We start from the raw sequence: 11,683 nt of genomic DNA, 5'->3' as shown, positions 1-11,683 counted from the left end.
GAAAAAAGCGGCAATGGGAGTGCCGTCTGTGCAGAAACGAGTTACTCAAAAGTAAATTGTTTTACTCAATGGAATAAAGGCTGCCGAAAGGCGTTCATGTCGCGAATTTCGGCAGCCTTGTATTTGTTCTATAAGCGGAATTTCGCCTTTCGGGCGGGTTTGACAGGCGGTTAATCGCGCGTCCAGCCAAGCTGAGACGCCAGCCTCTGCTGCGCCTGGAGGAATTCCTCTTCCAGCCTGTCAACCAGCCGGGCGGCTGGCAGGACCTGCTTCACCGCGCCGATGCCCTGTCCGGATCCCCAGATTTCCTTCCAGCTCTTTGGTTTTGCGCCGCCGAAATCCATTTTTGAAGGATCCGACAGTTCCAGGGCTTCCGGATCCATTCCCGCCGCGGCAATGGAGGGTTTCAGGTAATTGCCCCATACGCCGGTAAAGAGGTTCGAATAGACAATGTCGGACGCGCCGCAGTCGGTGATCATGGACTTGTATGCATCAACCGCATTTGCTTCTTCGGTCGCGATGAATGCGGAGCCGGCATAGCCACCGTCGGCGCCGAGCGCGAGCGCGGCCAGAAGGCTGTCGCCCTTGGCGATGGCGCCCGACAGGAACAGTGGGCCATCGAACCAGGCGCGGATTTCCTGCACCAGGGCAAAGGGGGAAAGGGCGCCCGCATGGCCGCCCGCGCCTGCGGCCACCGCGATCAGGCCGTCGGCTCCCTTTTCGATGGCCTTGCGGGCGAAGCGGTCGTTGATGACGTCATGAAGGACGATCCCGCCGGCGGCATGGGCGGCCTCGTTCACCTCCGCCCGCGCGCCGAGAGAGGTGATCCAGACCGGCACCTCGTGCTTCATGCAGATTTCCACGTCGCGCTCCAGCCGGGTGTTGGACTTGTGCACGATCTGGTTCACCGCATAGGGCGCGGCCGGACTGTCGGGGTTGGCCTGGTTGTGCCGGTCCAGCTCCTCGCGAATGCGGGTCAGCCAGCGGTCCAGCTCGATCGGCTCGCCCTCGGCCTCGCGCGCGTTCAGGGCCGGAAAGGATCCGACGATGCCGGCCTTGCACTGGGCGATCACCAGGTCCGGATTGGAAATGATGAAGAGCGGGCTGCCGATCAGCGGCAGACGCAGGTTGGAGAGCAGGCTGGGCAAGCTCATGGGTTTCCTCCCGGTCGTTTTCCTCGTGCCCAGAGGTGGCACGGCGGCGGCGGGGTGTCACCTCTGTCGCTGCGTCACGGGGTGCGCGGGGCCTCAGGGCAGGCGCCAGACCGGCCGCGCGGCGAGGGACAGCTGTTCGCCCAGGCGCAGGCGCCGATCCGCGCGGAAGGGCAGGGGGGCGGAGAAGCCGGGCACCTGCGCCAGCGCTTCCCAGGCGCCCCCGCGATAGGTGATCCGTTCGACGACGGCAGGCAGCGCCCCGGGGTGGCCGGCCTCGCAGGGTGTCAGGTCCGCCGGACGGATCACCACGCGGGCGGGGCCGCTCGCCGTGCCATCCTCTGCCGCCGCAAGGTTGCGCAGCGGCAGCAGGTGGGGCCCGATCCGCGCCGCGCCTCCGGTGATCTCGGCCTGCTGGATCGCGGACTGGCCGATGAAGCGGGCGACATGTTCGGTGGCGGGGCTGTCGTGGATCGCTTCCGGCGATCCCACCTGTGCGAACCGGCCCTTTTCCATCACCGCGACCTCTGTCGCCAGGGCCATCGCTTCTCTCTGGTCGTGGGTGATGTAGATGATCGTCGCACCGGATGCCTTGTGGAAGACCGCCAGCTCCTCCTCCATCCGGGTGCGCAGATGGGGGTCGAGGTTGGCCAGCGGTTCATCCATCAGCACGATCTTCGCCCCGGAGGCAAGGCAGCGGGCCAGGGCGACCCGCTGACGCTGACCGCCCGAAAGCTCGGCCGGCTTGCGGGTGGCGTAGTCGGTCAGGGAGACAGTGGCCAGATGCTCCGCCGTGGCGGCGCGTGCCCGGGCGCGGGTCCGCCCTTCGCATTCCAGCGGGAAGGCGACATTGCTGGTGACGTCCATGTGCGGCCAGAGCGCGTAGGTCTGGAAGACGACCCCGACGCTGCGCTGCTCCGGCGGAACGTGCAGGCCGGGGCCCGAGACGGGTCGACCGTCCAGGGCGATGGTGCCCGCGTCCAGCGGTTCCAGCCCGGCGATGAGGCGGAGCAGGGTGGATTTGCCACAGCCCGAGGGGCCAAGGACGGTGAAGAAGGCCCCCTGCGGGATCTCGACGCTGATTCCGTCGACCGCGGCCTCCTGGCCGAAGCGCTTTACCGCGCCGCTGATGGATACCGACATCACCTTCCCCGCTAGCTTCGCGCCGATCTAGCCAGAGCGGGGCGGGAAGTTAAGGGTTTGCCATATGAAGGTTTTACGACAGAGGCTTTGCTGCGAAAGCTGTACGACCCGCCGGGGGCAGACACGACAACGGCGCCGAAAGGCGCCGCAGATCGTCTTGTTCCGAATGGGAAAGTTGGAGCGGGCGAGGCGATTCGAACGCCCGACCCTTACCTTGGCAAGGTAATGCTCTACCCCTGAGCTACGCCCGCTTCCTTGGCGATGGACTTTCGTCCGAGGTATTCCTTCGATGGCATCTCTGCCGAAGAAGGCCCAAATTGGAGCGGGCGAGGCGATTCGAACGCCCGACCCTTACCTTGGCAAGGTAATGCTCTACCCCTGAGCTACGCCCGCACCGTTTTGGTGAGGCACGATGTATAAAGAACGTCAGGGCGCTGCAAGAGGAAATTTCGGCCGATTGGCGAAATTTCTGTGGGTCTTTCCGCGTCGCGTGGCGAGGGCCTTGAAACAAAGGGCCAGGCCTTCGGCGGGGCCGCGGGACGCCCGGCATGCGTGAACCTGAGCGGGCGCAGGCAGGGGAAGGGCGGGCCTATCGGGCCGAACCGCTGAAGGCGGGGGCAAAGCTCAGCTCACCCGAAGGGGGTGGGCCGATCAGGCTGTGGTACTGAACCAGCGCCGGATCCAGGTCCCCGTAGGTCAGTCTGCCATCGCTTTCAAAGCCCATGCGCCGGTAGACGGCGGGATTGCCGATCAGGGCGCATCCTTTCGCGCCCATGGCCCGCAGCGAAGACAGCCCCTCGGAAACCAGGAACCGGCCGATGCCCCGCCTTTGCCGGTCGGGCGCGACAGAGATCGGGCCCAGGCCGTACCAATGATCCCCGACACCCCCGATCTGCACGGGGGAAAAGGCCACGTGGCCAAGGAGGCCGCCGCCATCTTCCGGCGCCGCGACGGCCACGAGCGAGAGGGACAGCATGCCGTCCTGGCGCAACTGCCGGACGATGGCGGCTTCGCGGCCGGAGGCATAGGCAAGCCCGGCGAAGGCGGCATCGGTCAGGGCCGAGATCGCGGCGATATCTTCGGGGGTTTCCGGTCTGACGTGCATCTGGGGTCCTGTCGGTGGCTGATGCCAGCCAAGCGGCAAAACCGCATCGGCGCAAGGGGAGAGGCACAGCTTGGCGAGAGCAGGCTTGCGCCGGCCCCAGAGCCTGGGTTGCGCATCGTGACGCGCAAAGGGCGGATCCGGTTGGATCCGCCCTATGCTTTGGGTCTTGCAAGGTCCCGGCCGGACCTGGCTTGGCTTGGCCGGGCGGGGCGATCAGGCGCGGCCGACGGTGACCTCGATATTGCCACGGGTGGCGTGGCTGTAGGGGCAGACCTGGTGGGCCTTCTCGATCAGCTCATCTGCCTGGGCCGCCTCGATCCCGGGCAGGGAGACGAAGATGCCGACCTTCAGGGCGAAGCCGCCATCGTCGCGTTTGCCGATGGTCACCTCTGCGGTCGCGGTGGAGTCGTCAGTGACCTTCACCTTTTCCATCCGGGCCACGGCCTTCAGCGCGGAGAGGAAGCATGCGGCATAGCCGGCTGCGAAAAGCTGCTCGGGGTTGGTGCCGTCACCGCCGGCGCCGCCCAACTCCTTCGGGGTGACAAGGGCCACGGCGAGCGAGCCTTCTTCGACGGCTGCGCGGCCTTCGCGGCCACCGGTTGCCGTTGCGCGGGTGGTGTAGAGCGGGGAAAGGGTCATCGGGTGTCTCCTTTTGATCACGAACGATTGTATCGTGTGCGATATATATGGCCCGCCTGTGCCGGGTTTACAAGGCTTGCGACTAAGTCGTGCGCGATTTATTTTACCCCCATGACCCAGGATACCTTCTTGCCACCCGCCGATCAGGGGGAAACGCCCGCACCGCCCGCCGATGCGCTGCTCTGTTTCAACCTTTACGCGGCCAGCCATGCCTTCATCCGGCTCTATGCGCCCTACCTGGAAGGGATCGGGATCACCTATCCGCAGTTCCTGGTGCTGCTGTCGCTGCATGATCGGGACGGTCAGGGCGTGGGGGAGCTGGGGGAGGCCCTGGCGATGGAGACGAACACCCTCTCACCCCTGTTGAAACGCATGCAGGCCGCGGGCCTGCTCGACCGGGTCCGGTCGGCCAGGGATGAGCGTCGCGTGGAAATCAGGCTGACGGAGGCAGGGCGCCTGCGCGCCGCAGAGGCGGCAAAGGTGCCGGGATGCATCGCCCGTGACAGCGGCATGACCGAGGAAAGCTATCGGGCGACCTTGCAGACCCTGCGCGATCTGCGGCGCCAGATTGCCCGGGCTGCTGAAAAGGGGCCCACCGAACAGGGGTCTGCCGAACAGGCGTAGGGCGCGCAGCAGTAGGGCGCTGCCGGGTGAACCGCCGTCAGCAGTTCCGTTGTCAGTTCCGCGCCGCGCGCCAGCCGGCGGCCAGGGCCTCCGCTTCCGAGCAGAACCAGCGTTCGCCCTTGGACGGGGAAATACGGGTCTGCGCGTAATGGGCCGAGTAGGGGGTGTGGTAGATCCGCTCCCCCTTGGCGCTGATGTTGCCCTTGATGGGGCAGTTGCCGCCCTGCGTGGCCGAGGCACGCGCAGTGGTTGCCTCATCCCATTTGCCGGCGCGAAAGTCCCAGGGCATCACTGGCGTGCCACCGGCCCAAAGGCCAAGCCCCTGGATGCGCGCCACCTTTTCCTGGTCGATATAGGTCAGCCCGTACTGCCGATAGGCCACGGCCTGCCCGGCGAGAACCATCTCCGCACCCAGGTCCTTCCCACCGGCCTCGCAGCTGGCCAGCAGGCGATCGTAGCGGTCCGTTTCGGTGCCGCGACATGTCACCCTGCGCAGGCGGGTCAGCCGTTTCAGGTAGGCGGTGGCGTTGGACCCGCAGGGGGCACCGTGGCAGGTCTGGGCGCTTTCGGGCGCGTCGATATCCAGCAGCCGCACCACCTGCCCGCCGATGTCCAGCGTATCGCCATCGACGATGCGTGCCATGCCGGACAGCTCCCTTGCCGCCGCAGGCAGGGCCAGGACCAGGCAGATCAGCAGGGCGGGCAGGCGCAGGGACATGGCATCGAAACTCCGTCAGGTGATACCGACACCTAGGATATGGATGCCCATAGTCGCAATAGCGATCCATTCAGCCTCTTGCCCGATGCCCCTTTCCGGGGCATGAGCCGTCAACTCACCCTGAAAGGACCGGGTCATGGATTATTCGAAGATGGGCGGCGCCAAGCCGCACAAGGGCGTGCCGCGTCACAAGCCCAGGGGCGGCGAGCGCGACACGCCCCAAAAGGGGCGCCCCTCCAAGGAAGAGATGCTGGCGCGGATGAAGAAGGCCGCGTCCGAGAAGAAGGACGGCTGAAGGCGCGCGGCGCGTTCGGCCCCTGGCCCTTGCAAAAGGAGGGCGCCTTTGCGGGCGCCCTCCTGTCTTGTTGATCTGGTCTCAGATACCGCCTGGGGGCGCCGTTTCGCAGAACTGGCGCAGCACCCGCTTCGGTGCGGGTCAGTCGTCGTATTCGACCAGCAGGTCCTTCGCGTCGATTTGTGCGCCAGGCGTGACATGGACCGCCTTGATCTTGCCGTCGCGGTCGGCATGCAGGCCGGTTTCCATCTTCATCGCCTCGATGGTCAGGATCAGGTCGCCCTGCTTCACTTCCTGCCCCGCCGTCACCCCGATGGAGGCGACAACGCCCGGCATCGGCGCCGCCACATGGGCCGCGTTTGCCGGATCGGCCTTCACCTTCGCAGCAGCACCCCCGGTGACGGAGCGGTCAGGTACCCGGATCACCCGGGGCTGGCCGTTCAGCTCGAAGAAGACCCGCGCCTCGCCATCCTCGCGGGTTTCCCCCACGGCCTGCAGCCGGATTTCCAGCGTCTTGCCCGGGTCGATCTCGGCCGAGATCTGTTCGCCCTGTTCCATGCCGTAGAAGAAGGTCTTCGTGGGCAGGGTGCGGACCGGGCCGTAGGCCTCGTGCCGGGTGGCGTAGTCGAGGAAGACCTTGGGGTACATAAGGTAGGAATTCACATCCTCCTCATCCACCTGCGTGCCGCCCAGTTTCTCCGAAAGTTCCTTGGCGGTCGCGGCGAAATCCACCGGGGGCAGATGCGCGCCGGGGCGTTCGGTATTGGGCGCCTCGCCCTTCAGGATCTTTGCCACCAGCGCGGGCGGGAAGCCGCCCGGCGGCTGGCCCAGGTTGCCGCGCATCATGTCGATCACGCTGTCGGGGAAGGAAATCTCGCGCTGCGGATCCTCGACCTCCTCGCGGGTCAGGCCCTGGCTGACCATCATCAGGGCCATGTCCCCCACGACCTTGGAGGAGGGCGTGACCTTCACGATATCGCCGAACATCTGGTTCACCTGGGCATAGGTATGGGCCACCTCGTGCCAGCGTTCCTCCAGCCCCATGGACCGCGCCTGCGCCTTCAGGTTGGTGAACTGGCCGCCCGGCATCTCGTGCAGGTAGACCTCCGACGCGGGCGCCTGCATGCCGCTCTCGAAGGCCACGTATTGCCCGCGCACCGCTTCCCAGTAATCCGACATCTGGCGGATTTCCTCGATATCCAGCCCGGTGTCGCGATCCGTGTGCATCAGCGCCTCGACGATCGACCCCAGCGTCGGTTGCGAGGTGTTGCCCGAGAAGCTGTCCATCGCCGCATCCGCCGCATCCACGCCCATTTCGGCCGCCGCAAGGATCGTCGCCCCCGCGATGCCCGAGGTGTCATGGGTGTGGAAGTGGACCGGGATGCCGACCTCTTCCTTCAGCGCCTTGATCAGCACTCGCGCGGCGGCGGGTTTCAGCAGGCCCGCCATATCCTTCAGGCCCAGCACGTGGGCCCCTGCCGCTTCCAGCTCCTTGGCCATGGCGACGTAATACTTCAGGTCGTACTTGGCCCGGTCCGGGTTCAGGATGTCGCCGGTGTAGCAGACCGTGCCTTCGCAGATCTTGCCAGTGTCGATGACGGCATCCATGGCCACCCGCATGTTCTCCACCCAGTTCAGGCTGTCGAAGACGCGGAAGACATCCATGCCGGTGGCGGCGGCCTGTTTCACGAAGGCCTGCACCACGTTGTCGGGGTAGTTGGTATAGCCCACGCCGTTCGACCCGCGCAGCAGCATCTGGGTCAGGATGTTGGGGCAGGCGGCCCGGATGTCGCGCAGCCGCTGCCAGGGGTCTTCCTGAAGGAAACGGAAGGCCACGTCGAAAGTGGCGCCGCCCCAGCATTCCAGGCTGAAGAGCTGCGGCAGGTTCGCGGCATAGCTGGGCGCGGCCTTGATCATGTCGATCGACCGCATCCGTGTCGCCAGCAGGGACTGGTGCCCGTCGCGCATCGTCGTGTCGGTGATCAGCAGCGGCTTTTGCGCCAGCATCCAATCGGCCACGGCCTTCGGCCCCTCGGCATCCAGCAGGGTCTTGGTGCCCGGCGGCACGTTCGGCCCGGCCTTCGGCGGATGGGGCAGCTTGAACCCCTCGGGCAGGGCGGCGCGGCCCTTGGTTTCGGGATGCCCGTTGACGGTCACGTCGGCGATATAGGTCAGCACCTTGGTGCCCCGGTCGGCCGGGGTGCGGAAATCAAACAGCTCCGGCGTCGTGTCGATGAACTTCGTGCTGTACTGGTTCGTCAGGAAGATCGGATGCTTCAGCAGGTTCTGCACGAAGGCGATGTTGGTGCTGACGCCCCGGATCCGGAATTCGCGCAGGGCGCGGTCCATCCGGGCAATGGCCTTTTCGGGCGTCTGCGCCTTGGCCGTCACCTTCACCAGCAGGCTGTCGTAATAGCGGGTGATCACGCCGCCCGCATAGGCCGTGCCGCCGTCCAGTCGGATGCCCATGCCGGTGGCGGTCCGGTAGGCGCTGATCCGGCCGTAATCGGGGATGAAGTTGTTCTGCGGGTCCTCGGTGGTGATCCGGGTCTGCAGCGCATGGCCCATTAGGCGCACGTCGTACTGGCTGGCCTTGCCGGTGGCCTCGGCCAGGCTCTTGCCCTCGGCGATCATGATCTGGGCCTGCACGATGTCGATGCCGGTCACCTCCTCGGTCACCGTGTGTTCCACCTGTACGCGGGGGTTCACCTCGATGAAGTAGAAAGCGCCCGTGTCCATATCCATCAGGAATTCGACCGTGCCCGCGCATTCATAATTCACATGGGCGCAGATCTTGCGGCCCAACTCGCAGATTTCCTCGCGCTGCGCCTCGCTCAGGTAGGGGGCGGGGGCGCGTTCGACGACCTTCTGGTTGCGCCGCTGGACCGAACAGTCGCGTTCGTAGAGGTGATAGATGTTGCCCATCTTGTCGCCCAGGATCTGCACTTCGACGTGCCGGGCCCGGGTGATCATCTTTTCCAGGTAGCCCTCGCCGTTGCCAAAGGCGGCCTCTGCCTCGCGCCGGCCCTCCAGCACCTTTTCCTTCAGTTCCTCCGGGCCGTTGATCGGGCGCATGCCGCGGCCGCCGCCACCCCAGCTGGCCTTCAGCATCAGCGGGTAGCCGATTTCCCCGGCCTCTTGGGTGATCGCGTCGAAATCATCGCCCAGCACTTCCGTCGCCGGGATCACCGGCACGCCCGCCTCGATGGCCACCTTGCGCGCGCTGGCCTTGTCGCCAAGCGCCCGCATCGTCGCCGCCTTCGGTCCGATGAAGGTGATGCCCGCCGCGTCGCAGGCATCGACGAAATCAGGGTTTTCCGACAGCAGGCCATAGCCCGGGTGGATCGCATCCGCGCCCGACATCTTGGCGACCCGGATGATCTCCGGGATCGAGAGATAGGCCGCCACCGGGCCCAGACCCTCACCGATCTTGTAGGCCTCGTCCGCCTTGAACCGGTGCAGCCCCAGCTTGTCCTCCTCGGCATAGACGGCGACGGTCTTCTTGCCCATCTCGTTTGCCGCACGCATGATCCGGATGGCGATCTCGCCCCGGTTCGCGATGAGAATTTTCTGGAATTCGGCCATGTCTGCTCCTCGTCTGCAGGCTACGGGTCCGACGGTGACTCCGCCCTTGCTGACAGGAAACGCGATGCCGCAGCGCGGCGCAAGCCTGAAGGTAATTTGCGTGAACAATTATCCCGCTGGGCGAATAGCTTGTTTCACTACGATGGAGGGGCGCAGGTGCCCCGGGGCGGAGGCCCCCTGTTTTCTGGACTTGTCAGGGAAATGACCTGCGAAATGACCCGCGCCGCGGTCCGGGCTGCGCCCGACAGCCTTGCGTCCAGTGGGAAGCTTCGGGGCGCAGATCGCCACGACGCCCGGCGAGCACGCTTTCAGCCGGGGGGCGGGCGGCGCCCTGCTTTCCACCCGGTGGTCAGCGTCCCGCGCGGGGCGCCCGCTAGGCCAGGACGTTCAGCGTGCTGCGTTCCGCGGCAAGGCGATCGGCAACGGTGAACCGGCTGACCTTCTCCCAGGCGGCCTCTCCCTGGGCTTCCAGCGTCTGGTAGAGGGAGCTGCTGTCGTCGCGGTCCGGCGTGGTGGGCATCGGCGGGGGCGGGGGCATGGCGCCGCCCATCTCCGCCGCCCGGCTGGCTTCGAAGGCGATCACCTCCGAACCGGAGATCAGCCCGTCCGCGTCACTGTCGATGGCGTCCAGGCTGGCGCTCTTGCGGGCGCCGGTGGCCAGTTCCTGCGCCTCCTCCATGGGGTTCGCGCCTCTGGCCTCCCGCGCTTCGCTGTTCACCAGGGCCTCGAACAGGGTGGCGGGCGCCATGCGCGAAGGCTGCGCCTTCCCCTCTGCGGCCCGGTCCAGGCCAAGCGTGGCGCTTGCCGCTCCGGCACGGGGGGACCAGGGGCTTTCGGCGGGGCCTGTCGCCTCGTAGGGGCGGATCCTGCCTGCGGCGCTGCTGCCGGCCAGCTCTCCTGTGTTGGCCCGATCGGTTTCCTGCAGGGCGCTGACCCGCTGCGCATCGGCCCGGCCTGCCTCCACCTGGGGGCGGCCGGTGATCCAGGGGGCCGCGGCCGTATCGGACAGCGGATCCTGTCCCGCGCGTTGCGTCATGTCGGTGCAGGTCACCGCCGGGGTCGATGTGATGGCAAGGCTCATCTCTAGGCTCTTCTGAAAGGGCGACAGCCCTCGTGTATCGCGGGTGAACCTTGCCGCCGTCTTGACTGCAGGGCGGTTTTTGCCGCCGGTACAGGGGGCGGCGCGCCAGGCCGCCGCCGCCTGATGACCCGCCTAGGCGGTATGGGGCACGTCGATGGTCTTTGCCTTCGGCACCTCGTCCAGGCACATGACGTTGAAACTGATGTGCGGCCAGCGGATCAGCTCGCCCTCCGCGCCACCGCGCCGGGGGAAGAAATCCAGCATGACGTTCTGCAGGTAGGCCAGGTAGTGGCGCCGCCCGTTCAGCGGCTCTTCCGGTTCCATCAGCCAGAAGAAGGACTCCATGCTGGTCGCATTGGCTTCCTTGACCACGAAGGGCGTGTTGACGATGCCGCCCGTGGCGAACTCCGTATTGAAATGCAGGGTCGTGGTCTTGGTGATCGGCCCCAGGCCCGCGATGCTGGCTGTCAGCAGGGCCGTCGGCTTGATTACGTCGAAGGCCGGGAAATTCAGCACCCCGGGGAAGGCCTTGTCGCCGCTCATCGCGAAATAGTTGGCCAGGTAGGGGTTTTGGGGGTTCGCGTCAAAGCCCTCCGGCAGCCCGGACATGCTGGGGATGAAGGGGCCGCCCGCCTCGGTGAAGCCGACCCCCATTGCCGTCACGGCGTCCCCATGCGGGATGGAGGCAAGCCGGGCGACGTTCAGCGGCATCATCTCTTCCTCGAAGACCTTCTCCGCCGTGCGTTTCACATAGGGAATCATCGTCTGCTGATCGGTGATGGACAGCATGAAACCCGGCTCGTGATGGATGCCCAGCCCGGCGCCCCCGATCAGCTTCGGGTCGACGGGCGGCGCGCTGCCGGCCGCGATCTGGGTGATCAGCTGCTGGTAATCCAGCGCAAAGATGCTCTGATCCGTTTGCGCCGTGGCCGGGTCGCCGCCCTCCTTGGCGACACCCCGGTTCGCCACCGGCCCGTCAACCACGGCGAAATCGAGGGTTTCGTTGTACTGGTTGGCCAGGATCCGGAAATCCCCCGTGCCGCCGAAGAAGGGCAGGGCGATCATGTTCCAGCCGCGCCCCTCGAATCCCGTGGTGACTTCGTCCTTTGCGTTCAGCCAGCGCCCCGGCAGCCAGAGCAGATCGCCCAGCCTCGGATCGCCGCGCAGCGCGGCGGCAACCTCGCGTTCCGCCTTGTCGTGTACCTTTTCCGTCAGTTCGGTAATGCCCTGAATCGCCATGGCTCAAATCCCTTCTGAAAATGGGTGGCGGCCGGTCCGATGCGGCCGGCTGTGAAAAATGACTTTGAAATGGAGGTCTTGAAATAATGCGGGCAGGGTGCAG

General features: G+C 66.1%; 10 protein-coding genes and 2 tRNA genes. 2 read left to right on the top strand and 10 right to left on the bottom strand.

What is annotated here, in order from left to right; genetic code table 11:
* Nucleotides 1-170: 170 nt before the first annotated feature.
* The 6 genes from AC2IR1_RS16125 to AC2IR1_RS16100 form a co-directional block, all read right to left on the bottom strand.
* Nucleotides 171-1,154, bottom strand: a complete 984-nt coding sequence (locus tag AC2IR1_RS16125; protein WP_486472991.1) for an NAD(P)H-dependent flavin oxidoreductase — start codon at nt 1,152-1,154, stop codon at nt 171-173.
* 93 nt (nt 1,155-1,247) lie between these two features.
* Nucleotides 1,248-2,294 (bottom strand): ABC transporter ATP-binding protein, encoded by a 1,047-nt coding sequence (locus tag AC2IR1_RS16120; protein ID WP_486472990.1) that lies wholly within the window; start codon nt 2,292-2,294, stop codon nt 1,248-1,250.
* Between the two features lie 176 nt (nt 2,295-2,470).
* A tRNA-Gly gene (locus AC2IR1_RS16115) sits at nt 2,471-2,545 on the bottom strand.
* A gap of 67 nt (nt 2,546-2,612) precedes the next feature.
* A tRNA-Gly gene (locus tag AC2IR1_RS16110) sits at nt 2,613-2,687 on the bottom strand.
* A 196-nt stretch (nt 2,688-2,883) separates the two neighbouring features.
* On the bottom strand, nt 2,884-3,399 hold the full coding sequence (locus AC2IR1_RS16105; RefSeq protein ID WP_486472989.1) for a GNAT family N-acetyltransferase: 516 nt from the start codon (nt 3,397-3,399) through the stop codon (nt 2,884-2,886).
* 213 nt (nt 3,400-3,612) lie between these two features.
* A complete protein-coding gene (locus tag AC2IR1_RS16100; protein ID WP_486472988.1) occupies nt 3,613-4,038 on the bottom strand; it encodes an organic hydroperoxide resistance protein in 426 nt (141 codons plus the stop codon).
* A gap of 129 nt (nt 4,039-4,167) precedes the next feature.
* Between AC2IR1_RS16100 and AC2IR1_RS16095 the strand changes: the two genes are divergently transcribed.
* Entirely contained in the window at nt 4,168-4,662 is a 495-nt protein-coding gene (locus AC2IR1_RS16095; protein ID WP_486472987.1) for a MarR family winged helix-turn-helix transcriptional regulator, read from the top strand.
* A gap of 52 nt (nt 4,663-4,714) precedes the next feature.
* On the opposite strand, the gene AC2IR1_RS16090 is transcribed toward AC2IR1_RS16095, so the two are convergent.
* Nucleotides 4,715-5,380, bottom strand: a complete 666-nt coding sequence (locus tag AC2IR1_RS16090; protein ID WP_486472986.1) for a thermonuclease family protein — start codon at nt 5,378-5,380, stop codon at nt 4,715-4,717.
* A gap of 136 nt (nt 5,381-5,516) precedes the next feature.
* On the opposite strand from AC2IR1_RS16090, the gene AC2IR1_RS16085 reads away from it, so the two are divergent.
* Entirely contained in the window at nt 5,517-5,675 is a 159-nt protein-coding gene (locus tag AC2IR1_RS16085) for a hypothetical protein (protein ID WP_486472985.1), read from the top strand.
* 141 nt (nt 5,676-5,816) lie between these two features.
* Here the strand turns inward: AC2IR1_RS16085 and AC2IR1_RS16080 are convergent, their stop codons facing one another.
* From AC2IR1_RS16080 to AC2IR1_RS16070, 3 genes are all read right to left on the bottom strand, one after another.
* Nucleotides 5,817-9,260 carry a pyruvate carboxylase gene (locus tag AC2IR1_RS16080; RefSeq protein ID WP_486472984.1) on the bottom strand — a complete coding sequence of 1,148 codons (3,444 nt, stop codon included), beginning with the start codon at nt 9,258-9,260 and terminating at the stop codon, nt 5,817-5,819.
* 373 nt (nt 9,261-9,633) lie between these two features.
* Nucleotides 9,634-10,341: a hypothetical protein gene (locus tag AC2IR1_RS16075; protein WP_486472983.1), complete on the bottom strand. Its 708-nt coding sequence runs from the start codon at nt 10,339-10,341 to the stop codon at nt 9,634-9,636.
* Between the two features lie 132 nt (nt 10,342-10,473).
* Nucleotides 10,474-11,580 carry a heme-binding protein gene (locus AC2IR1_RS16070; protein WP_486472982.1) on the bottom strand — a complete coding sequence of 369 codons (1,107 nt, stop codon included), beginning with the start codon at nt 11,578-11,580 and terminating at the stop codon, nt 10,474-10,476.
* Between the last annotated feature and the right edge of the window lie 103 nt (nt 11,581-11,683).

It is taken from the genome of Pseudooceanicola sp. NS-SX8 (assembly GCF_057380755.1).
Note: the sequence above shows the minus strand (reverse complement) of the source record. Positions and strands in the feature narration are given on the sequence as shown.

Bases quoted from the DNA above. Each gene is read 5' to 3' on its own strand.
- AC2IR1_RS16075 (WP_486472983.1), bottom strand. From the start codon at position 10,341: ATGAGCCTTGCCATCACATCGACCCCGGCGGTGACCTGCACCGACATG.
- AC2IR1_RS16090 (WP_486472986.1), bottom strand. From the start codon at position 5,380: ATGTCCCTGCGCCTGCCCGCCCTGCTGATCTGCCTGGTCCTGGCCCTG.
- AC2IR1_RS16105 (WP_486472989.1), bottom strand. From the start codon at position 3,399: ATGCACGTCAGACCGGAAACCCCCGAAGATATCGCCGCGATCTCGGCC.
- AC2IR1_RS16085 (WP_486472985.1), top strand. From the start codon at position 5,517: ATGGATTATTCGAAGATGGGCGGCGCCAAGCCGCACAAGGGCGTGCCG.
- AC2IR1_RS16100 (WP_486472988.1), bottom strand. From the start codon at position 4,038: ATGACCCTTTCCCCGCTCTACACCACCCGCGCAACGGCAACCGGTGGC.
- AC2IR1_RS16080 (WP_486472984.1), bottom strand. From the start codon at position 9,260: ATGGCCGAATTCCAGAAAATTCTCATCGCGAACCGGGGCGAGATCGCC.
- AC2IR1_RS16125 (WP_486472991.1), bottom strand. From the start codon at position 1,154: ATGAGCTTGCCCAGCCTGCTCTCCAACCTGCGTCTGCCGCTGATCGGC.
- AC2IR1_RS16070 (WP_486472982.1), bottom strand. From the start codon at position 11,580: ATGGCGATTCAGGGCATTACCGAACTGACGGAAAAGGTACACGACAAG.
- AC2IR1_RS16120 (WP_486472990.1), bottom strand. From the start codon at position 2,294: ATGTCGGTATCCATCAGCGGCGCGGTAAAGCGCTTCGGCCAGGAGGCC.